At 63.7% G+C, this 22988-nt stretch carries 17 protein-coding genes; 11 read left to right on the top strand and 6 right to left on the bottom strand.

Annotation, left to right across the window (positions count from 1 at the left end):
- Window positions 1-163 precede the first annotated feature (163 nt).
- Complete coding sequence (locus JQ641_RS26910) at window positions 164-4564, top strand: autotransporter domain-containing protein (protein WP_211998903.1); 4401 nt, start codon at window positions 164-166, stop codon at window positions 4562-4564.
- Window positions 4565-4643: 79 nt separating this feature from the next.
- Here JQ641_RS26910 and JQ641_RS26905 read toward each other — a convergent pair whose 3' ends face one another.
- On the bottom strand, window positions 4644-5723 hold the full coding sequence (locus JQ641_RS26905) for a lysylphosphatidylglycerol synthase transmembrane domain-containing protein (RefSeq protein ID WP_211998902.1): 1080 nt from the start codon (window positions 5721-5723) through the stop codon (window positions 4644-4646).
- 1020 nt (window positions 5724-6743) lie between these two features.
- Between JQ641_RS26905 and JQ641_RS26900 the strand changes: the two genes are divergently transcribed.
- On the top strand, window positions 6744-9146 hold the full coding sequence (locus JQ641_RS26900; protein ID WP_211998901.1) for a bifunctional diguanylate cyclase/phosphodiesterase: 2403 nt from the start codon (window positions 6744-6746) through the stop codon (window positions 9144-9146).
- 15 nt (window positions 9147-9161) lie between these two features.
- Here JQ641_RS26900 and JQ641_RS26895 read toward each other — a convergent pair whose 3' ends face one another.
- Entirely contained in the window at window positions 9162-9596 is a 435-nt protein-coding gene (locus JQ641_RS26895) for a hypothetical protein (RefSeq protein WP_211998900.1), read from the bottom strand.
- A 69-nt stretch (window positions 9597-9665) separates the two neighbouring features.
- On the opposite strand from JQ641_RS26895, the gene JQ641_RS26890 reads away from it, so the two are divergent.
- Together JQ641_RS26890 and JQ641_RS26885 are read left to right on the top strand one after the other, a co-directional pair.
- Window positions 9666-10274, top strand: a complete 609-nt coding sequence (locus JQ641_RS26890) for a hypothetical protein (RefSeq protein ID WP_211998899.1) — start codon at window positions 9666-9668, stop codon at window positions 10272-10274.
- 106 nt (window positions 10275-10380) lie between these two features.
- On the top strand, window positions 10381-10974 hold the full coding sequence (locus JQ641_RS26885; protein WP_211998898.1) for a YdcF family protein: 594 nt from the start codon (window positions 10381-10383) through the stop codon (window positions 10972-10974).
- A 15-nt stretch (window positions 10975-10989) separates the two neighbouring features.
- Here the strand turns inward: JQ641_RS26885 and JQ641_RS26880 are convergent, their stop codons facing one another.
- Window positions 10990-12333: an aminotransferase-like domain-containing protein gene (locus JQ641_RS26880; RefSeq protein ID WP_211998897.1), complete on the bottom strand. Its 1344-nt coding sequence runs from the start codon at window positions 12331-12333 to the stop codon at window positions 10990-10992.
- A gap of 182 nt (window positions 12334-12515) precedes the next feature.
- Between JQ641_RS26880 and JQ641_RS26875 the strand changes: the two genes are divergently transcribed.
- Window positions 12516-12752 carry a DUF1127 domain-containing protein gene (locus JQ641_RS26875; RefSeq protein ID WP_211998896.1) on the top strand — a complete coding sequence of 79 codons (237 nt, stop codon included), beginning with the start codon at window positions 12516-12518 and terminating at the stop codon, window positions 12750-12752.
- A gap of 87 nt (window positions 12753-12839) precedes the next feature.
- Here JQ641_RS26875 and JQ641_RS26870 read toward each other — a convergent pair whose 3' ends face one another.
- Both JQ641_RS26870 and JQ641_RS26865 read right to left on the bottom strand, forming a co-directional pair.
- The gene (locus JQ641_RS26870) at window positions 12840-13265 is read right to left on the bottom strand and encodes a universal stress protein (RefSeq protein ID WP_211998895.1); all 426 of its coding nucleotides are present in this window, start codon (window positions 13263-13265) and stop codon (window positions 12840-12842) included.
- 100 nt (window positions 13266-13365) lie between these two features.
- Window positions 13366-13917, bottom strand: coding sequence for a SixA phosphatase family protein (locus tag JQ641_RS26865; protein WP_211998894.1), 552 nt, complete (start codon window positions 13915-13917; stop codon window positions 13366-13368).
- A 95-nt stretch (window positions 13918-14012) separates the two neighbouring features.
- Between JQ641_RS26865 and JQ641_RS26860 the strand changes: the two genes are divergently transcribed.
- From JQ641_RS26860 to JQ641_RS26840, 5 genes are all read left to right on the top strand, one after another.
- Window positions 14013-15506 carry an NAD(P)/FAD-dependent oxidoreductase gene (locus tag JQ641_RS26860; protein WP_211998893.1) on the top strand — a complete coding sequence of 498 codons (1494 nt, stop codon included), beginning with the start codon at window positions 14013-14015 and terminating at the stop codon, window positions 15504-15506.
- 65 nt (window positions 15507-15571) lie between these two features.
- A complete protein-coding gene (gene msrB / locus JQ641_RS26855; protein ID WP_211998892.1) occupies window positions 15572-16069 on the top strand; it encodes a peptide-methionine (R)-S-oxide reductase MsrB in 498 nt (165 codons plus the stop codon).
- Between the two features lie 188 nt (window positions 16070-16257).
- Window positions 16258-18066, top strand: coding sequence for a flagellar hook-basal body complex protein (locus JQ641_RS26850; RefSeq protein ID WP_211998891.1), 1809 nt, complete (start codon window positions 16258-16260; stop codon window positions 18064-18066).
- 43 nt (window positions 18067-18109) lie between these two features.
- A complete protein-coding gene (flgK, locus tag JQ641_RS26845; RefSeq protein WP_211998890.1) occupies window positions 18110-19993 on the top strand; it encodes a flagellar hook-associated protein FlgK in 1884 nt (627 codons plus the stop codon).
- Between the two features lie 7 nt (window positions 19994-20000).
- Entirely contained in the window at window positions 20001-21878 is a 1878-nt protein-coding gene (locus JQ641_RS26840; RefSeq protein ID WP_211998889.1) for a flagellin family protein, read from the top strand.
- Window positions 21879-21949: 71 nt separating this feature from the next.
- On the opposite strand, the gene flbT is transcribed toward JQ641_RS26840, so the two are convergent.
- The gene (gene flbT, locus JQ641_RS26835) at window positions 21950-22372 is read right to left on the bottom strand and encodes a flagellar biosynthesis repressor FlbT (RefSeq protein WP_192737716.1); all 423 of its coding nucleotides are present in this window, start codon (window positions 22370-22372) and stop codon (window positions 21950-21952) included.
- A gap of 313 nt (window positions 22373-22685) precedes the next feature.
- Here flbT and JQ641_RS26830 point away from each other — a divergent pair.
- On the top strand, window positions 22686-22988 hold a 303-nt coding region (locus JQ641_RS26830; RefSeq protein WP_502754997.1), incomplete at its 3' end, for a flagellin N-terminal helical domain-containing protein.

Genomic DNA, 22988 nt, shown 5'->3' with positions numbered 1-22988 from the left:
TGTGTCACCCCTGCCACAGGTCCCCGTGATTGTGCAGCCGCGCCCGGCGCTTGGGAGTTCCGGCCATTGCGGCCACTGGGCATCTCTCTAACAGTGATCTGCCCGGAACGGTGTCCGGTGGCGGGATCGTACGATTCGGCCGGAATCGGGACTGGGAATGGGAATGAGCATACTGGCGCCAGGTGGCGCGCGAACCCGGCGGCTGGCATCGCTGCTGGGGGGGACGGCGCTGGTCAGCGTGGCGGCGCTGTCGATGTCGGTCACCGACGCGAGCGCGGCGTGCACGACGCTCTTCACGGGCGTCGTGGATTGCCTCGCCAACACAACCACCACCAACAACACGAACACCAATGGCGCCACGAACCCGTCCAGCGACCGGGTTCAGGAATTCAACAACTTCACCAACATCACCTCCACCATCGCCGCGACAGTCGACGGCTATGGCCTCCAGCTCTCGCTCACCAACGCCGGGTCCAACTCCATCGGCGTCATCAACAGCGGCACCGTCACGACCAATCAGAACGTCAATGCTCTGGAGCTTAATGGCAATGGCGCGCTGATCGGCTATATCGGCACCGGGACGGTCTCAACCACCACCGCCGGCGGCGGCAATGCCATGGCGTTTACGAACATCGGCGCCGGCGGCGTCACGGTCATTAACAACGGCGTCTTCAGCTCGGTCAGCAATTACGGCCTTTCGATCGACACGACGGGGGGCAGCACCGGCACCATCACCGCTACTGGAACCGGCACCATCTCCGGCGGCTTCGGCGGCATCTACGCAGCGGCAGACGGTGTCGCCACCGTCGATATCACCAGCGCCGGAGCTATCTCCGGCGGCAACGTTTCCAACGGCATCGGCATCTTGGCCGGCTCGGGCGGAGGAAATGTGCTCGTTGCCACCGGGAGCACCGTCTCCGGCTTCGACGCCATCATCGCAAACACCAGCGGCACCGGCACGATGACGGTCACCACCGGCGGTGCCATCACCGGCACCTCCGGTGTCGGTATCAGCACCGTCGCGGTTGACGGCGCCACCACGATCGATGCCGGACACGACGTGACCGCCGGCAGCGTAGCTATCCGGACATTCGGGAACGGCAGCGGATTGATCGACATCAATCACACCGCCGGGACCATTGCCGCCGGAACGATCGGCATCAACGCAGTTCAAAGCGGCAACGGCGCCATCGACATCAGCCAGACCGGCGGCGCGCTCAACGGCACGACCTGGGCCGTAAACGCATCGACGACGGGTAGCGGCAATGTGACCGTTTCGCTCACCGGCGGTACGGTCGGCAATGTCAGCGGCAATGTCATCAATACGTCGGCCACGACAGGCACGACCACGATCACCAGCGACGTCAACCTCACCTCGACTGGCCGCGGCATCAGCGCGGCATCGACGACGGGCACCATCAACATCAATGGATCCGGCGCCATCAGCGGCCTAATCCACGGCGTCGAAGCAACGGCAAGCGGCGCCGGCAACATCAATGTCACGAGCTCCGGAGCGATCGTCGGTGGCGCTGCCAGGGGAATCCACGCGCAATCGACCGGCGGCAACGTGCTCGTCGCGACCGGGAGCACCGTCTCCGGCGCCGACTACGGGATAGTGGCTTTCAGCAACGGCAGTGGCAGTGGCACGGTGACGGTCACCACCGGCGGCGCGGTCACCGGCACGAGTATTGTGGGTATCCTCACCAGTGCGGTGAACGGCACCAACTCAGTCAATGTCGGCCACGACGTGACGGGCGGGTTCAACGCTATCTTTTCGACCGGCAACGGCAGCGGACTGATCGACATCAATCACACCGCCGGGACCATTGCCTCCGGAACGACCGGTATATTCGCTCAACAAACCGGCACCGGCACCATCGACATCAGCCAGACCGGCGGCGCGCTCAATGGCACGGGCTACGCCGTAGCCGCTGAGATGCAGGGCGGCGGCAACGTGATCGTCTCGCTCACCGGCGGTACGGTCGGCAATGCCAGCGGCGATGTGATCGGTACTATCGCCACCACGGGCACCACTACGATCACCAGCAACGTCGGCCTTACCTCGACCGGCGGACACGGCATCAGCGCGACGTCGACGACGGGCACGATCAACATCGACGGAACGGGCGCCATCAGCGGCCAGAGCAACGGTGTCTCTGCATCGGCCACTGGCGCCGGCACCGTCAATGTCACCAATGGTGGCGCTATTGTCGGCGTGACCAGCATGGGCGTCGGCGCCGGTTCGTGGGGCGGCAACGTGCTCGTCGCCACGGGGAGCACCGTCTCCGGCGGCATCATCGGGATACGGGCCGTCACCATCAGCAGCGGCACCGTGACGGTCACCACCGGCGGCGCGGTCACTGGCACGAGCTTCGTGGGCATCTCCACCAGCGCGCAGAACGGCACCACGTCGGTCAATGTCGGCCACAACGTGACGGGCGGCAGCAACGGTATCCGGTCGTATAGCGTCGGCAACGGACTGATCGACATCAACCATACCGCCGGGACCATCGCCGCCGGATTGACGGGCATCGAGGCAGTTCATGATGGCAGCGGCACCATCGACATCAGCCAGACTGGCGGCGCGCTCAATGGCGCGACGAATGCCGTCTCCGCGGCGACGACGGGCAGCGGCAATTTGATCGTCTCGCTCACCGGCGGCACGGTCGGCAATGCCAGCGGCCACGCGATCCAAACGTCTGCGACGACCGGTTCGACCACGATCACTTCAGGCGTCGCGTTGACGTCGACGGCCCAGGACGGGATCAACGCCACCGCGACCTCGGGCAATATCGCGATCACCAACAGTTCGACCGTCACCGGCGCGACCAACGCGGTCTCCGGCAGCACCAGCGGTGCCTTCAACATCACCAACACCGGCACGCTCAACGGCAATGTGAACGTGACCGGCTCGAACGCGGCCTCGACATTCGCCAACAGCGGCTTCTGGAATGCCGGCACCGGCTCGTCGCAGTTCAGCGGCAGCCTCAACAACACCGGCACGGTCAATGTGCAGAACGGCGCGGCCGGGCAGGTGATCACGGTTGCCGGCAATTACTCCGGCAACGGCGCCTATCGCGTCGACCTCGATGCAGCCGGCAATGCCGATCGCATGAACATCGGCGGCACGGCCAACCTGACCGGCGGCTCGGTGAACGCGCGGTTCCTGCCCGGCGCCTATGTCAGCCGCAACTACACCATCCTGTCCGCGACCGGCGGGCTCGGCGGCACGACCTTCACCGGCGGATTGACGACCACGGCTCTGCCGGCAGGATTTACTGCGTCTCTGAGCTACACGCCGACCGACGCGCTGCTCGATCTGGCCGCGGTCCTCGGCATCAGCGGCAATTTCAGCCAGAACCAGCAGAATGTCGCCAGCACGCTCAACAACTACTTCAACAATGGCGGCGCGTTGCCGCCGGGATTTGTCACGGTGTACGGGCTTACGGGATCGTCGCTCGGCAATGCACTGACGCAATTGTCCGGCGAGGCGGCCACCGGTGCGCAGCAGGGCGCGTTCCAGCTCGGCAACGGCTATCTGTCGCTGCTGACCGATCCGTTCTCGACCAATCGCGTTAGGGCCGATGGCGCCATCGGGTTCGCGCAAGAGCCTTCCTCAGGCGGGCCGTCCTCGGCGCTGCCATCATCGGTGCGCTCGGCCTTTGCCGCCTACTCCAAGGCGCCGCCTGCGGCCTACGCGCCGCGCTGGGACGTCTGGGGCGCGGCGTTCGGCGGCGCCAACCAGACGCGCGGCGAGGCGGTGGTCGGCAGCAATGATATCTACACGCGCGCCGGCGGCGTCGCAGCCGGTGCGGACTATCGCATCTCGCCCAATGCGCTGATCGGCGCCTCGCTGGCCGGCGGTAACATCAACTGGTCGCTGACCGGCAACGGCATCAACGGCGGCGGCACCAGCGATACCTTCCTCGCCGGGCTCTATGGCAAGTACAATTCCGGACCGGCCTACCTGTCGGGCGCGCTGACTTACGCCAGCTACTGGACCTCGACCAACCGGACCGTGACGGTGGCGGGCCTCGACCAGCTCAAGGCCGACTACAGCGCCCGGGGCTTTGGCGGTCGCATCGAGGCCGGCTATCGCCTGCCTGTGGCTTACGGCAACATCGTCTGGACGCCCTATGGCGCCGTGCAGGGGCAGAGCTTCAGCACGCCCGGCTACGGCGAGACCGCGGTCACGGGCTCCAACCAGTTCGCGCTCAACTTCGCCAGTCGCATTGCGACCGCCTGGCGCGGCGAGCTTGGCGTGCGCCTCGACAAGACGATGCCGATCGACAATGGCAGCCAGCTCAACCTGTTCGGCCGGTTCGCCTATGCGCATGATGCGATCAGCAATCCCGCGGCGGCGGCCAACTTCACCGCGCTGGGTCTCGGCGCCGCCCCGTTCACCGTTTACGGCGCGAGGCCCTCGCGTGATCTCGCACTGACGTCAGCCGGTGCGGAGTGGCGGCTTGCCAACGGGGTCTCCTTCCTCGCCAAGTTTGACGGCGAGTTCGGCGATCGCTCGCAGACCTACACGGCCACGGGACGCCTCCGCTATACTTGGTGATGATCGTCAGCCCGTTTCCGGCTTCGGAGTGCTTTGGCCGCAGCCGTACAGCCGAATGTTCGGGAATCCCGGATAGCTGTTACCGTTTCGCTCGCTTGAGCGGCTGCCTGACCGGGACCTCCGCCGTGCGGGGCTGTTCCGTCATCTGGCGGCTGGCCTCCTCGTTCCGGCGGCGCTCGTACCAGGGTTTTAAGACGCTGAGCCAGAGCTCGCGCGTTCCCATGATCCAGATCGAGATGCCGAAGGGAATCAGGAAATACAGGATCCGGAACACCACCAGCGTCGCCAGCAATTGCTCCTTGCCGAACTGCGGCAGCGCCACCAGCATCGCGGCGTCGAACACGCCGATGCTGCCCGGTGCGTGGCTGGCGAAGCCAAGCAGTGTTGCGAGGATGAAGACCACCGCCAGCGAAACGAAATCGATATGGGGCTGCGTCGGCATCAACAGGTACATCGCCAGCGCGCAGAACCCGAGATCGACCACGCCGATCATGACCTGCAGCAGCGTCAGCCGCGCCGAGGGCAGCACCACCTTCCAGCCGTTCTGGCCGAGTTCGCGGCGGTTCTCGCCCATCACCAGCCAGAGGAAATAGGCCGCGATGCCGGCGAGGCAGCCGAGCGCGATCAGCCGGTTCACCGATGGCGGCAGCAGATCCATGGCCGTCGCCGCTTCGGGATGCCAGGCCATGCCGATGCCGAGCACGAACAGATTGCCGAGCCAGAAGGTCAGGCCCGAGAGGAAGCAGATCTTGGCGACATCGATCGCGGTCAGGCCGTAGTCGGAATAGATCCGGAAACGGATCGCGCCGCCGGTAAAGACGGTGGCGCCGATGTTGTGGCCGATGGTGTAGCTGGTGAAACTCGACAGCGCGGCGATGCGATAGGGCACGTGCGTCTTGCCGATGGTTCGCAGCGCAAAGAAATCATAGAAGGTCAGCGTGAAGAACGCGCCTACCACGCACAGCGCGGCCAGCGCGATCCGATGCGGCGCGATCTCCGTCAGTGCGGTCAGAATGATCGCAGTGTCGACCCCCTTCAGGGTGTTAACCAGATGGGTGACCGCAAGGATGATGATGAGGAGACTCGCAACGATCCCTAGCCGTTTCCAGCCGATCTTCTCCTTGAAGCCACGCCCAAGCGTGGTCAGCAGCCGATGCATTCATCCTCCCGGCGGGATGGCAAAAGAAAACCTGTCAAAAGCGGCGACAGGGACGGTCAGACGCACCGTGCGCGAAGACACATAAGCCAAAATCGAACCGTTGTGCAGCCCTTGACAAGCCTAGCTTCTGCGTTCGTTCGGCAGCCCTGTCATACGTCCTACATATGCGGCCGCGTTAACGATTGTGAGTCGCGGCCAGGCGTGTTCCCAACGCCCTTTTGTAAGCGCCGTTCCGCAGTTTGCCGGGGCCGCCCTGCGTAGATCGGCTAAAGGTGGGGCCGCCATTTTGCATTCCCAAGCCGAGGGACGGTTATTCGGAGGCATCACGACCATGAACGGCTTGTTCATCCCGAATTGCAGACATCTAATATTACGCTGAGAGACAACTCGTGAAAGCGCCGTCGCCGAAGAGCCCCGGGAACGCGGCCGAAAAGCAGCTTAAACGAGGCTTTTTGTGTCATGTCGACAAAACAGACGCATGCCCGGAAAGGTGCTTCCGCTGCGGGGACCGATGGGCAAGGCGGTCAATTGCCCGTCGATCGACGGCATCGTCCAGAAGCCTGACGAAGTCGTGGGCGAGGTCGTGGCCGTGCTGGATGCAACGCTGAGCCATGTCGCCTACGCCGCTGCGCTTGACGAGATCTCGCTATGGCCGTCCGTGTGTGGTAGCTGCCGCGCGACCACGCGCTGGCGGAGCCCACGGTTGGTCTGCGGGCCGCGAGCAGATTTGTCCGCTCCATTGAGGCAAAACGCCGCGCATGAAAATCGCGCGCGTGCTTGCGTCCGTGGCTGCGATCCTGGCCGCGTGCGGGTGCTCAGCTCTTGGGAATCACTTCGCCGGTTCGTCGTTTTGGGGCCGCGCTCGGTCGATACCGGAAATCACCGGGGTAATGGCGGGAACCCGCAACCGGCACGCGAGAACGCCAAGCATTCATTCACCATCGAACCAGACGAAACCGCGTCGGTTACCCCAAATGCACCATTAGCGTCGTCATTACAGACCTGTAGCAGGGGTCTGTGATGTATCAAGTTCTCAATTGCCTGGTCACCGAGCATGATTTGCGGCTGGTCGTTCTCGCCGGCATCATTTGCTGGCTGGCCAGCGCGGTAGCGATCAGCCTGTTTCATCGCGCCAGGGCGTCGCAGGGACGAACCCGCGCGATCTGGGTCGGCCTTGATGCTGCGGTCGGCGGCTGCGGAATCTGGGCCACCCATTTCGTGGCGATGCTGGCCTACGATCCCGGGGCGGGGGCCGGATACAATATTCCGGTCACCCTGCTGTCGCTGATCTTTGCGGTCTCGATCGCCGCGGTCGGCCTCAGCGTTGCCCTGCTCAACGACCGCCGGTCGACGCTCGCGATGGGCGGTGCGATTGTCGGCGCTGGCGTCGCAGCGATGCACTACACCGGCATGATGGCGCTCGAGCTTCCGGCGCGCATCGTCTGGTCGCCCGGCATCGTGCTGGCATCCGTTATGCTCGGGAGCATGTTCGCAGGCCTGGCGCTCGTTGTCGCCGCGCACCGGGATGACCGCAAATACACCTTGGCCGCCACGGGCCTGCTGACGGTCGCGATCGTTTCCCACCACTTTACGGCGATGGGGGCCGTTACGCTTGTTGCGGATCCCACCCTCGTCACCGACGAATTGACGATCTCGCCGGGCGCGCTTTCCTTTCTGACCGCGGTGGCCGCGTTCGCCATTCTCGGCATATCGTTCGTGGCGGCGTTGCTCGATCGCCGCTCAAGCAGCGAACTGCACCAGCAGAAGGTCCTGCTCGACTCGGCCATCACAAACATGTCGCAGGGACTTTGCATGTTCGATGCGGACGGCCGCATCATGCTGTTCAACCAGCGCTACAGCGAGATGATGGATCGGACCAACATGCCGCTGCAGGGCCGTTTGCTGGTCGACGTTCTGCGGGATCAGAAATCGATCGGAAAATGGGACGGCGATCCCGAAGAATTCTTCAACATTGTGGTGACCGCGGCGAAAGCCGGCGAGAGCCTGAACCGGGTCGTCAGCCGCAACGGACGTTCAATCCGCGTCGTCGATCAGCCCAAAGAGGGCGGTGGTTGGGTTGCAACCTTCGAGGACATCACCGAATGGCAGGCGGCCCAGGAGCAGATCACGCATATGGCGCGCCATGACGCGCTCACCAATCTGCCGAACCGGACGCTGTTCCGCGAGCAGCTCGAGAAGGCGCTGCGCCTCGCCAAGCGCAGCGATCAGCTCGCGGTGTTCTGCCTCGATCTCGATCATTTCAAGGAAATCAACGACTCGCTCGGCCATCCGGTCGGCGATGCCCTGCTGAAGGAAGTTGCCCGCCGGCTCGGCGAATGCGTCACCGAGCACGACACGGTGGCGAGACTTGGCGGCGACGAATTCGCGGTCGTGCAGTTCTGCAGCGACTGCGATCCGTCGGCGGTGGCCTTGCTCGCCAGCCACATCGTCGAGAAGATCGGGGAGCCCTACGATATCGGGGGCCACCAGCTCGTCGTCGGCGTCAGCATCGGCATCTCGCTGGCGCCCGAGGACGGCAAGAACCCCGACGAACTGCTGAAGAAGGCCGATCTCGCGCTCTATCGCGCCAAGGCGGACGGCCGCGGCACCTATCGCTTCTTCGAGAGCGGAATGGATGCCCGCGCCCAGGCGCGGCGCATTCTGGAACTGGATCTGCGCGCGGCGCTGCAACGCGACGAGTTCGAGGTCTATTATCAACCGATCCGCGACGTCGCCACCGACAGCGTCGTCGCGTTCGAGGCCCTTGTACGCTGGAATCATTCGTTGCGCGGCATGATCGCGCCGGCGAATTTCATTCCGCTGGCGGAGGAAACCGGCCTGATCATTCCGCTCGGCGATTGGGTGCTTCGGCAGGCCTGCGTTGACGCCGCAGGCTGGTCCGAGGATATCACCGTCGCCGTCAATCTTTCGCCGGTGCAGTTCAAGAATCCGAACCTGATCGTGTCCGTCAAGTCGGCGTTGCAGGCCGCCGGTCTTCCGGCGCATCGCCTCGAACTGGAGATCACGGAGTCGGTGCTGTTGCAGAACAGCGAGGCGACACTGGCGGTTCTGCACGAGCTTCGCGGCTTTGGCGTCAGGATCTCGCTCGACGACTTCGGAACGGGCTATTCGTCGCTGAGCTATCTGCGCAGTTTCCCGTTCGACAAGATCAAGATCGACCGTTCGTTCGTCACTGAACTGGCCACGCGCGACGATTCCATGGCCATCGTCCGCGCCGTGACCGGATTGGGCAAGAGTCTCGGGATCGTCACCACGGCGGAGGGTGTCGAGACGGAGGCCCAGTTCGATCTGCTGCGCCGCGAAGGATGCACGCAGGCCCAGGGCTATCTGTTCAGCAAGCCGCGTCCCGCCGCCGAGGTGGCCGCGATGCTGTCGAAGCCGCGCGCGCGCATCGTTGCCTAGTTCGCGAGTTTGAAGTTATGCCTTACGCAGCGCGAAGTGCGCGCCGCAGAACGCCATCACGGCGCCGAGGCATAACGCCGCAAGACCCGAGAGCACGCCCGAAATCGTCGGGATCGGGCTCGGCGCGGAGGCTGCCTGGCCGGCGCCGGCCAGGATCAGCACGCCGACCGCGATCAGGAACTGGCGCATCCGCTGCGGGATCTGCCCTGACACCGCGCTGTGCATCAGATTGGCGGTGAAATAGCCGCTGCAAAAACCGACGCTCGCAATCAGCCACCACGCAATGGCCGCGCCCGCGGGCATGAATTCACGGGTGTCGGATCGCCACAGGCCGCCGAGATCGAGGCCGTAGCGCGCGCCCAGCATGTGAACGGCAAGCGCCAGCAGCACCCCGGATATCATCGCGCCGGCCAGAATCAGGCGTCGCGGAAAATAGGTCGTCTCGGCCATGGCCTGCTTGTAAGGTAAAGCCGGCTGGCCGCGCAAGCTGCGCGCTCGGCCGCTACCGGGATTTTTCAATTGCCAACCTCGTTACCCAACAGGACGGAGACATCGGGCGAGAGCGCGCCCGAGACCCGCTACGTCTACAAGGCGTCGCTGATCGGATCGGCGCATGAATTCAAGCTGACCGATGCCGGCTTGTCCTGGCATATTTCGGGCAAGTCCGGTGTCTGGGGTTACGCCGACATCACGGCGATCCGCCTGAGTTACAAGCCGTCGTCGATGCAGTCCCGCCGTTTCCGCGCCGACCTCCAGGGCAGGGATGGTGGACGCATCACTATTCTCTCGACCACCTGGCAAACCGTCTCGCTGATGGTGCCGCAGGATCGCGACTATCGTGCCTTCATCACCGAGTTGCATCGGCGCATGGCGAACGCGGGCAGCAAAGCTTCGTTGATCGCCGGTATCGGACGGATCACCTACGCCGCGGCCCTTGCGATGGTGACGTTGCTCGGCATCGCGATGGCCGGACTTCTGGTGCGCGCGTTCGCGACCGGTGAATGGTACGGCGCGTTGTTTCTGGTTGGCTTCGTCGCGCTGTTCAGCTGGCAGATCGGCGGCTTCATCAAGCGCAACCGGCCGCGCAGTTACGACTTCGATCATTTGCCGCAGGCGTTGCTGCCATAGCTTCCGCAATCAAGCGCAATCAAATGTGACTTCGCGAAGCACGCCGCATGCGGCATCGTGCTAATGCGTTTCCCGCGGGTTGGATGAGCTTTGCTGCGAGAATGAAGTGACGGATCGAAGCGCGCGATGGCCCACCGAGGCCGAGATTGCCGCCATCAATGCGCAGCATTTGATCAGCACGCCGCTGAAGCCGGCCGATCTGCTGTTCGTGTTCGGAACCCGCGTCGATGTCAGGGAGCGCGTCGATGAAGCTTTCAGGCTTTGGCGCGACGGGTATTTTCGCTGCTCGATCGTCAGTGGCGGGATAACACCGGGATCGGAACGCTCGGAATGCGAAATCATTGCCGATGCGATGATCGCGCGCGGCATTCCCGCTGAAAAAATTCTACGAGAGGATCGCGCGAAAAACACCGGCGAGAACGTGATCTTCTCGCTCCCCGTGATCGACGCCGCGCTGGGGCTTGCGCATGTTCGCAGTGTGATTTGCCTCGGCAATACCTGGACCGCGCGCCGCTATCCGATGACGCTGCACCGGCACTGGCCGGAAGTGGAGAAAATGCTGGTCACGGTCGACAGTTTTGCGACACCGCGGTCGCTCTGGCACACCGATCCCGAATTCAGGCGGCGCATGCTCTTCGAATGGGACAAGATCGAGCCGTACAAGGCGAAAGGCTTCATCGCCGAGTGGCCGGTGAGGTGAGGGAGCTGGACCGACCTATTCGGTCGATTCGAAATCTTCTTCGCTCGCGCGCAGCATTCCCGCCAGCGTCCGCAGCGCCGCATCGAGCTGGTCGACGGGCGGCGCGGCCAGCGCCAGCCTGATTGCGTTCGGTGCATGTCCGGGGCTCACGGCAAAGGTCGACGAGGGCGTCAACGCGATGTCCCGGCGGGCTGCGGCGGCGACGAAGGTCTGCGACCGCCAATGGTGCGGCAGCGTCAGCCACAGATGGTAGGATTTCGGGTTGGCCTGCAGCTCGAAGCCGGCCAGCCGTTCGGCGGCAATGTGCTGACGCCGCTGCGCGTCGATGCGCTTGAGCCTGACGAGTTCGGACGCGGTGCCGTCGGCCATCATGCGTTGCGCGGCCGCGAAGGCGTATCCCGAGGCCGTCCATCCGCCGGAACGAACGGAAGCCATGATGCTCTCGCGCAAACGTGGCGGCGGCACGATGAAGCCGAGCGCCAGACCCGGCGCGACCTTCTTGGAAAGACTGTCGAGCACGACGCAGCGATCGGGCGCCAGCGCCGCCAGCGGAGCCTCGTTGTCGAGGAATCCATAGACCGCATCTTCGATGATGGTGAGATCGAGCTTCTCGACGACGCGCAGCAACTCGGTGCGGCGCGAGGCCGGCATGGTCATGCCCAATGGATTCTGAACCGTCGGCTGGATGTACAGCGCCGACAGATGCGCTTCACGATGGGCCTTTTGCACGGCGTCGGGACGCACGCCGTGCTCGTCCATCGTCAGCGGCACCAGTGTCACGCCGATCCGGGCGGCGATGCCCTTGATGAAGGGATAGGTCAGGGCCTCGACGCCGCAACGGCCGCCGGCCGGTACGATCGCGGCCAATGCGGCGGCGATGCATTGCCGGCCGTTGGCGGTGAAGACGATCTGCTCGGCGCGCGCCGACCAGCCGTTTTGGGAGAGGAAATCCGCCGCTATATTTCTTGCTGCTTGCGTGCCGGCGCTGGTGCCTTGCCGCAACGCGATTTCGAGGGCTTCCGGCCGCTCCAGTCCCTCAAGGCTTTTCGCAATCAGGGCCGCTTGCGTCGGCAGCAGCGGGTAATTGACTTCCAGATCGATGCGGGCGCCGCGTGGTTCGGTCAGCGTGGTGATTGCACGGGGCGCCTGTCCGGAAATGAACGTGCCGCGCCCGACTTCGCCGACCACGAGGCCGCGGCGTAACAATTCCGTGTAGACGCGGCTCGCGGTGGAGACCGCGATCTTGCGCTCATAGGCGAAACTGCGCTGTGGCGGCAGGCGATCGCCCGGTTTGAGCCCGCCATTGGCGATCTCGGAGGCAACGGAATCGGCAAGCCTGAGATATTCGAACTTTGACATAATTGCACCGAGAGCAATGTTTTACTTGCACCGAGGAATGTACCGGATCATTTTGAACCTATCAAGCCTGAGATTGCACTGAGGAGAGTGCAAACAATCAGACCTTAAGGCGCTGCCGCTGATTCCCAGCGATTGCGTCGGCGGCATCGCCTTGCCGCGTGAAAGCCAACTGGAGAAGACCAATGACCACGATGTCCCAAGCCGCAGCCCAGCCTGCAATTTCCCTCAGCTCGGGTGGATCTTTCCGCCGGCTCGGGATTTGGGCGCATGCAATCGTCGCGTATCTGGATCGCCGGGCGGCGGTCAAAGCGCTACGGCAGCTGGACGATCGTGAGCTCCGCGATATCGGAATAACCCGCAGCCACATCGAGCAGGCGGTTTGGGGGCAGGTCGATCCGGAACTCGGGCGGCTTCGGTAAGGGCCCGCGCGCCTCGACCTGCACGATAAAAACACATGCGACCCGGTCGATCGAGCGAGTCGCAGTGTGACCGGGAATCGCGCTCCGTCAGTGCCGGACCACCAGCACCGAGCATTTGGCGTAGCGCACCACATGGCCGGCATTGGAGCCGAGAAAATAGGTCCGCATCGCCGGCCGATGTGACGTCATCACGATCAGATCAGCCTTGATTGCCGCGGCCTCTTCCAGGATCTCGTGATAGATTCCGCCTTGCCGCACCACGGCGGAAATGCGCGACGCCTCGATGCCGGATTCCTGCGCCACGATCGCGAGCGCTTCTTCCGAGGTCTGGCGCTGCTGGGCGTCGAAATCGGCCGGCACATATTCCGCCAGCATCACCGGCGTCATCGGCATCACGTTGAGCAGTCGCACCGTGCCGCTCCAGGTCTGCGACAGCGTCGCCGCGGTCGCGATCGCAGGCTTCGCCAGATCGGTGTCGGCGAGGTCGAGCGGCACCAGAATGGATTTGAACATCCGCGCCTCCTGTCAGCCACGAGCCTAGCATGACGGCGACCGGATGTCCGCCCGGCCTCCTTTCTTTGCATGGGGTTGTTTTCGCGATTTTATGTTTGGGCTAGTCGTCCGAAGTCTGCTTCAGCAATTTCGGGCTGGTGAAGCGCACGAGGTTGCCGCCGCGAAACGCCACCTCGTTCCAGTCCTTGATTGCGAAGTCGAGGATCGCAAGGCCGCTGGTCGGTAGATTGTGCTCGAGTGCTTTCTTCGCGGCCGCGTCGCCGCCGCCGGAAAGCGCCAGCGCCAGTTCATGCATGCCGGGATTGTGGCCGATCACCATCAGCCGCTTCGGATCGCTGGCTTCGGCCATGCGAATGGCCCGCAGGAGATGCGTTGGGTCCGCGCCGTAGAGTTCGGCCAGGAACTCGACCTGCGGCGGGGCGAAATCCTTGGCCGCATCCTGCATCGCCTGCCGGACGATCTCCCAGGTCTGCAGCGTCCGCACCGCGGTTGAGACCAGAACCATGTCGGGAACGGGCAGGTGCCGGCCGATCCAGCCACCGACGGCGGCGGCGTCCAGCCGGCCGCGGTCGTCGAGACGGCGGTCCTGGTCGTGCCCCGAGGGCGCGTCGTGTTCGGTCTTGGCGTGACGCAGCAGCATCAAACGGCGCATGGGCAGCAATCTCGATTCGTTTCGGCCTGAATTAATCTACAGGCTCATGCTCAGGACAAGGTGACAAGCGCCGCAGCGGTCCGTAAGAAAACGCCATGGCAGAGACTTTCACAAGTGCGACCAACGGTCCGGACGACGACGCGCCGTTTCGCTCGCGCCTGTCGTTCGACCTCGATGTCGATATCTGCGTGGTCGGAGCGGGCCTTGCCGGCCTGACCGTGGCACTGGAGGCCGCGCGTCTTGGCGCCAGCGTTGCCGTGCTCGAGGGCCGGCACGTCGGCTGGAACGCGTCCGGCAACCAGCTCGGCACCGTCATGCCGGGCTACAGCCTTCCGATCGGCGAGTTGATCGAGCGTGTCGGTCTTGAGGATGCCCGCGAACTCTGGGCGCTGTCGAAGCAGGGCGCTGATTACATTCGCGCCGTAGCGACCGAAGAGGCGATGCCGGGCATTGCACTGACCGACGGGGCGCTGGAAGTCTCCAATGTCGATGCCGGCGAAACGCTGATCAGCCGGCTGCAGACGCTGAGCGAGGATTTCGAGACCGAAGTCGAGGGCTGGCAGGTCGATCGGGTGCGCGATCAGCTCAAGACCGGGCACTATTTCCACGGCATCTATTACCCCAAGGCGTTTCAGGTCGACGGCCGCAAATATGTCCATGGCCTGGCGGCGCTCGCAAGGCGGGCAGGGGCGCGCATCTTCGAGGACACGCCCGTGGTCAGCATCGATCCTTCGGGCATTCGCAAGCGCATCGTCACGCCGTCGGCGCGGCTTCGCGCATCGCACATCGTGCTGGCCGGCAACATCCATCTCGGGGCGCCGTTGCGGCGGCTGTCGGAAACGCTTCTGCCGGTTTGGCGCTATGCCGCCGTGACCGAACCGCTCGGCGCGCGGCTCACTGACGTCATCAGCTTTCAGGGATCTGTCAGCGACAGCGACGGCATCGATCATTTCCGGATCGTGGAGGGCGACCGCCTGATGTGGGCCAGTCCGGAAACGACCTGGAACGCGCGGCCGCGGCGCTTCGGCGCGGCCATCCAGCAGCGAATCTCCACCATTTTTCCAAAGCTCGGCAAGGTCGGAATATCCGATGTCTTCGGCGGCGCCGTCGGTGTGACCGTCCACGGCATGCCGCAGATCGGCCAGTTGCGGAAAGGATTGTGGGTCGCCTCCGGCTTCGGCCGCCAGGGGATGAACACCGCGGCGATGGCGGGGCAATTGGTGGCGCGCAGCATTCTGTGGGGTGACGAGCGCTGGCGGCTGTTTTCGCCGTTCGAGCTGGTCTGGGCAGGCGGCACGACCGGGCGGGTCGCCGGTCACCTGATCGGCATGTGGGGGCGGGGAAGTTCAGCCGCCGCGGGCGCGCTGGCCCGTTACCGGGAAGGGATGCGCGCCAAGGAGCGGATTCGCGAGGCGCGGGTGGCCGAGGCCAGCCGGCAGGCCGGAACCAGGCCGCCGCTCCGTCGCCGTCCGCCGCCGGGTCCGTCGCGACCGGTCCGCCCGCAGCCGCCGTCGGAAGCCCCGGAGGGGGTAACGGCACCGGTCGTGGCCTCGCAGGAAAGTGAGCGAATTCGGGACGGATCCGTGTAACTTCCGCACGTGCGCGCCGTATTTGATGGCGAACCACCTTGTTCCGCCTCGCACGGAGACATCAGATGATCGACCGCCGTATCCTGCTCGCATCTGTGGCCGGCCTGTTCGGCCTTGTGGCCTTCCGCTGGTTGCGTACGCCGGCGCAGGCCGCCGGGAAGTTCGAGATCGAAAAGACCGACGCCGAATGGCGCGCGCAGCTGACGCCGCAGCAATACGAAATCCTGCGCAAGCACGGCACCGAGCGTCCGGGCTCGAGCCCGCTTCTGAAAGAGCACCGCAAGGGCATCTTTGCCTGTGCCGGTTGCGACCTGCCGCTGTTCGCCTCGGAGACGAAATTCGAGAGCGGCACCGGCTGGCCGAGTTTCTACCAGCCGCTCGACAACGCGCTCGGCAAGACCGAGGACCGCACCTACGGCATGCTGCGCACCGAGGTGCATTGCAGGCGTTGCGGCGGCCATCTCGGTCACGTCTTCAACGATGGACCGAAACCGACGGGGTTGCGCTATTGCATCGACGGATTTGGAATGGTGTTCCACCCGGCGTCGTCGTCGCCTTCGTGACGCTTGCGCCCGGCAAATGTTGCCCGCCCGGCAATTGTGCCCCGGTCTTCGGATCGGGGTTTTTTGCTTAAGCCATTGGCATATATGGATTTCTGTATTTGGCACGACGCTTGCGACATCTTCTCCCGACGCGGCCTGCAATGACGTGAGACCGGCGAGCCGCCCGGATCGAATTTGGAGAACATGTCATGGGTATCTTCGGCGCTCTTACGACAGCCGTCGGCGGCCTCCGCTCGCAGTCGTACGCACTGGAAAACGTCTCGGGCAATATCGCGAACTCGCAGACCACGGCGTTCAAGCGCGTCGACACCAGTTTCCTCGATCTGATTCCGCAGACCGCATCGACCCAGCAACTGGCGGGCGGCGTCACCACGCAATCGCGCAGCACCAACTCGGTGCAGGGTGACGTCCAGACGGCCTCGGTCGCGACCTTCATGGCCATCAACGGCGCCGGTTTCTTCGCCGTGCAAAAGCCCGGCACCTTCACCGACGGCACGCCGGTGTTCGACGGCGTCGACCGTTACACCAGGCGCGGCGACTTCCAGATCGACAAGAGCGGCTATCTCGTCAACGGCGCCGGCTATTATCTCCAGGGTGTTCCGATCGACCCGACCACTGGCAACCCGTCGGGCAGCTCGCCGCAGGTTCTCAAATTCCAGAACGACTTCCTGCCGGCGCAGGAAACCACCAAGATCGATTATCGCGCCAACCTTGCCTCGTATCCGTTCACGACGCGACACGATACGTCGGTGCAGGGATCGGAACTGATCGCGCCAGGATCGTTCAGCGCAGGACACAATCCGCTGGTGGTAGGGACGCCTCCGGCGCCGTATACCGACTCCTATACCAACGGCACCGTGCAGAGCAACAAAGCGACGCCATCGGTTTTCAATACTGGCGCGACACAGCTTTCGGGCGCGGCGGGCACCAACTCGATCTCCGCTAACTTTGCCGCGGGCGACACCATCACGATCAACGGCACCGTGGTCACCTTCGTGGCGGCGGGTGCCGTCGGCAATCAGCTCAACGTTACCGACGACATCGATGACTTGCTCGCCAAGATCGACTCGATCACGGGAACCGCGGTCCCGTCCACCATCACGGCCGGCTCGATCAGGTTACACACCGGAACGACGTCCGACCTCACGGTCACCAGTTCGAACTCCACGGCATTCGCAGCCCTCGGCTTCACCGGCGGCACCGCGACCGCGACGCGCGGCGGCGGCGGTACGATCGGTACCGGACAGGTGGTCGGCAACGACAACTCGACCTTCCTCGATCAGAGCATCGCCGGCGGTGCGGTGACTACCTACGACGTGTCAGGCGCGCCGGTGAACCTGCAGTTCCGCTGGGCCAAGACCGACAGTTCCTCGCTCGGTGCGGGCCACACCGATACCTGGAACATGTTCTATCAGGTCAACGCCAACGCGACCGGCACGCAGGTCGCCTGGCAGAACGTCAACACCAATTTCACTTTCTCCGCCTCCGGCCAGATGTCGCCCGCGATACCATCGATCACGCTGACCAACGCCGTCGTCAACGGTATTTCGCTCGGCAGCCCCGTCATCAACTTCGGCACCGGCGGTGTGACCCAGTTCGCCGATGCCAACGGCAACGTCCAGGTCAACCAGATCCAGCAGGACGGTTTCCCGGCCGGCCAGTTGCAGTCGGTCGGTGTCAGCACCAACGGCCGCATCGTCGGCAACTATTCCAACGGTCGTAACCTCGATCTCGCCGAAATCTCGATCGCGACCTTCAACGGCACCAACTTCCTCAAACGCGTCAACGGCGGCGCTTTCGAGGTGACCGACGAATCCGGCGGCGCATTGTTCGGCAAGGCCGGAACCATCGTCGGTTCGTCGCTCGAAGGATCCAACACCGACATCGCCGACGAGTTCACCAAGCTGATCGTGACCCAGCAGGCCTATTCGGCCAACACCAAGGTCATCACCACTTCCAACACGATGGTGCAGGATCTGCTGAACGTGCTGCGATAACTACGCGGTCGTCCTCGATACGATTTGAGATGGGCATTTAGTCATGGGTTTGAGTCAAGCTCTCTCTACCGCGATGTCCGGCCTGCGCGCGACGCAAGCCTCGCTCGCGCTGGTCTCGTCGAACGTCGCCAACGCGGAGACGCCGGGTTACGTCAAGAAGACGCTCAACCAGGTCGCGGGGACGACCGGAGAGTTCGGATCGAGCGTCCTCATCAACGGCGTCAACCGGCAGCTCGATCAGTATCTGCAGACCCAGTTGCGTACCGAGAACTCCGGCGCGTCTTACTCCACTGTCCGCTCGACCTATCTCGCCAATTTGCAGAACGTCTATGGCAATCCGGACGAAAGCGGCACCATCGAGAACGCGTTCAACACCCTGTTGACGGCGATGCAGAACCTTTCGACCAGCCCGGACTCGCAGTCGGCGCGTATCGGCGCTGTCGCCGCGGCGCAGGCGATGGCGCAGCAGCTTAACTCGACGACGCAAGGCATTCAGAACCTCCGTGCCAACGCCGAGAGCGGGATCAACGACTCCGTGATCAGCGCGAACAACGCCATGGCCCGGATCGCGGCGATCAACGTCCAGCTGCAGAACAACGGCCAGACCGACGCTTCGACGGCCTCGCTGCTCGATCAGCGCGATCAGTATATCGATCAGCTGTCGCAGCTGATCGATATCAGGACGGTCACCAACAATCTCAATCAGGTGACGATATTCACCAATTCCGGCGTGCAGCTGGTCGGCACCGAGGCGTCGCAGCTGAGCTTCAATGCGCAGGGCACGATGACGCCCAACACGCTGTACAGTAACGATCCAACGAAAAACAACGTCGGCACCATCACCATCAACTTTCCGCATGGCGGCAGTTACGACATGGTGTCGACCAATTCGATCCGATCCGGCAAGATCGCCGCCTATCTCGAACTGCGCGACAAGACGCTGGTGCAGGCACAGGCGCAGATCGATCAGTTTGCGGCGTCGATGTCGAGCGCGCTGTCGGACAAGACCACGGCCGGCACCGCCGCTCCCGGATCGGTTGCGCCGCAGGCCGGTTTCGATCTCGACCTGGCCGGGCTGCAGTCCGGCAACGTCGTTCGCGTCACCTACAAGAACAACATCACCGGCGTCACGCACAATCTTTCGATCATGCGCGTCGATGATCCGGGCGTGTTGCCGCTGACCAACGCCGCAACGCTCGATCCCAACGATGAGGTTCTTGGCGTCGATTTCTCCGCCGGCATGGGCTCGGTCATTTCCCAGCTCAACGCCGCGCTTGGAGCGACCGCCGACCTTCAGTTCTCAAATCCATCGGGCTCGGTGTTGCGGGTGCTGGACGACGGCGCGCCGAACCGCTCCGACGTCACCGCTGCGTCGGTCACCACGACCATGACATCGCTCACCAGCGGTAACGTGCAGCTGCCGTTGTTCACCGACAATGGCGCGCCTTACGGCGGCGCGATCACCGCCAACGGCTCGCAACAGATCGGATTGGCCGCCCGCATCAGCGTCAACACCGCGTTGCTCGGCGATCCCTCGCGCACCATCGTCTATTCCACCAATCCGCTGACCGCCGCCGGCGATACCGCGCGTTCAGACTTCATTCTTACGCAATTGTCGTCGGGGTCCTATCGCTACTCGCCGACGACCGGCATCGGCACCACGGGGGCACCGTTCACCGGCACGCTTACCAACTTCGCCAGGCAGTTCATCAGCCAGCAGGGCGAGGCGGCGAATGCCGCCAAGCAACTGGCGGACGGCCAGAACGTCGTGCTGAACACCCTGCAGAACAAGGTGAGCGCGACGTCCGGCGTCAATATCGACGACGAAATGGCGCATCTGCTGGCGCTGCAGAATGCTTACTCGGCCAATGCGCGCGTGATGTCTTCCATCAAGCAGATGTACGACACGCTGATCCAGTCCATGTGAGGATTTCATGTCTATCGATGGCGTTAGTGGTAGGACATCCTATATCGGGACCTCGATCATCGGGCTCCGCAATCAGCTCAATGAGCTGACGCAGCAGCTTGCGAGCGGCAAGGTCTCGACGACCTATGCCGGGCAGGGCGCCGATCGAGGGTTTGCGCTCAGCCTGCGCGCGCAGGTCAGCAGCATCAACGCGTTCGCCAACACCGCGACCAACGTCAATACGAGAATCGGCGTTCTCAACCTGGCGCTGCAGGGCATGACCAACATCGGCACGTCGGTCAAAAGTGCGGCGAGCTCGTCCACCATCGTGCTCAACGATAACGGCCAGACTTCCGGGCAGATCACGGCGCAGGCGGCGTTCTCCAACGCCGTCTCGCTGCTCAACAGCCAGTCGGGCGACCGCTATCTGTTTTCGGGGCGCACCACTGACAAGGCTGCGACGGTGTCGGCCGACGTGATGCTCGCCGGCTCGGGAACGCAGGCCGGGTTGACGCAATTGATCAACGAACGCCGGCAGGCGGATCAGGGCGTCGGCAATATGGCCCATCTCACCGTCTCGTCGCCGCCGGCGACCACGACCGTCACCAGCCTTGGCGAGGACGGCTCGTCGTTCGGGTTGAAGCTCGGCGCCATCACCTCGTCGCTGACCGGCGCGACCGTGACGCAGCCGGCCGGCGCGCCGCCGTCTGCAACGATCGATCTCGGCGCCGTCAATCCGAATAGCGGCGACAAGATTTCGTTCAACTTCAATCTGCCAGACGGTACCAGCGAGACGATCTCGCTGACCGCGACCACGACGAGCCCGGCGCCGGCAGGTTCGTTCCTGATAGGCCTCGACACCGTCGCGACCACCGCGAACCTGCAGGCTGCGCTGACGTCGTCGATCCAGACGCTCGGCGATACCGCGCTGGTTGCGGCATCGGCGATCGCCGCGTCGGATAATTTTTTCAACCCATCGGCAACGATCACGGGAAGCGCCGTCAACAACCAGGCGGCGGTCCCGGCGCCGATCACGGGCGCCACGCTGTTGTCCGGTGCCGCGGGAACGGATTCGGTGGCTCCGAGCTTCGCGGCAGGCGACACCATCACCGTCAACGGCACGCCGATCACGTTCGTTGCCTCCGGCGCGACCGGCAACCAGGTCAACATCACCGACAGCGTTCAGGCGCTGCTGGCGAAGATCGATTCGATTTCCGGTGCCACGACGCCGTCGACCGTCAGCGGCGGAGTAATTGCGTTGCATGGCGCCGACAACGAGAATCTCTCGATCAGCAGCTCGAACACGACGGCATTCGCGGCGCTTGGCTTCAATGCTCCGGCAACGGCTGCGCCTGCGCCGTTGCGCGTCAACGGCCCGCCGTTCGCCACCGCTACGAACCTGATCGGCGGCACTCCGGCCAACACGGTGTCGTGGTACACCGGTGAAGTCGGCGCCGATTCCGCGCGCGGCACCGCGATCGCGCGCGTCGACCAGGCCGTCACGGTGCAATACGGCGCACGCGCCAACGAGGAGGCGCTGCGCTATCAGCTGCAGAATATCGCGGTGTATGCCGCGGTCACGACCAACGCCAACAACCCGAATTCGAAAGCGCAGATCAATGCGCTGCAACAGCGCATCTCGGCAAACCTGGCGCCGCAGAACGGGCAGCAGTCGATCCAGGACATGCAGGCGGAAATCGCCGGCGCGCAGACCGCGATCAAGGGCGCGACCGATCGTCAAACCCAGCTCAAGGGAATGGCGCAGACGATGCTCGACTCGATCGAGGGGATCAATGCGGACGAGGTGGCGACCAAGATTCTGGCGCTGCAAACCAACCTGCAGGCGTCGTATCAAACCACCTCGATGCTCTACCAGACCACGTTGACCAAGTTCCTGCCGATCTGATCGAAAGGCTTGCAACTCAAGCAAAAAGGCCTCCTTGCGGAGGCCTTTTTCGTCTGGCGCAATTGCGATGCTCAGGCGGACTGGCGGCCGGGATCGTTCTGGAGCTTTCGTGCGCTTTCGAGAATCTGCTCCTCATGGGCGATCAGCTTTTTCGATTCCTTCAGCGCGTGATAGAGGTCACCGTTCAGGATGTAGTTGTTGATCCCCTCGATGAAGGGCCATGCACTCGGCATCGTGGTCAGGATGTCGCGCACCAGGCTGAAATAGGTCGGGTGATGAGCCATCGGGTCAGGCGACAGGTACATCAGCTGCACCGCGAGATAGATCAGCTTGGCCGGGGTGTCGGAGGTCTCGGGGGTCAGGATATCCTTTTCGCGCAGGATCGGAATCCTGTCGCCGTCGATCAGGAGCCTCGCGCGCTGGTCGGTATTGGTGACCACGCAGGCGCCGATGATGATTCGCTCGTGCGGCTTGAGCTCGACTTTCAGGGCCATGCCTGTTCTCCATTGACGCTTGTTGCGCGAGTTCTGGGTGCCCGCCGGCAGATTCGGCATCCTTTCTGATGATGGTTAACCAATCGTAAATCGGCCGGTGGTCCCTGCGTTACCGGGCGTTGCGGAGCACGCCCCGTAAGAACCCGGGATCGAAGCCCGCGGCGGCCATTAATTCGAAATTCACCCTCTATTATGCGGCGCTTATCGATCGGATTCATTTTTTCTTAGAGACTTGGTTTCAGAGTGAGCCGTCGCCCGATCGAGAGGTCGGGATAGTGGCTCGTCTTAATTTCACACCAGAAAGGTATGAAACATGTCCGGTATTGTTCTTTCGGCCTCGGTTCGCCAGAACCTTCTCTCGCTGCAGTCGACTGCTGATCTGCTCGCAACCACGCAGTCTCGCCTCTCGACCGGTAAGAAGGTCAACACGGCGCTCGACAATCCCACCAACTATTTCACCGCCGCCTCGCTCGATAGCCGCGCCGGCGACATCAACAACCTCCTCGACAGCATCGGCAACGGCGTGCAGGTCCTGCAGGCCGCCAACACCGGCATCACCTCGCTGCAGAAGCTCGTCGACTCCGCCAAGTCCGTCGCCAATCAGGCGCTGCAGACC

This window comes from Bradyrhizobium sp. JYMT SZCCT0180 (assembly GCF_018130165.1).
Lineage (GTDB): Bacteria > Pseudomonadota > Alphaproteobacteria > Rhizobiales > Xanthobacteraceae > Bradyrhizobium.
This window is presented reverse-complemented; position numbering and strand designations above follow the sequence as displayed.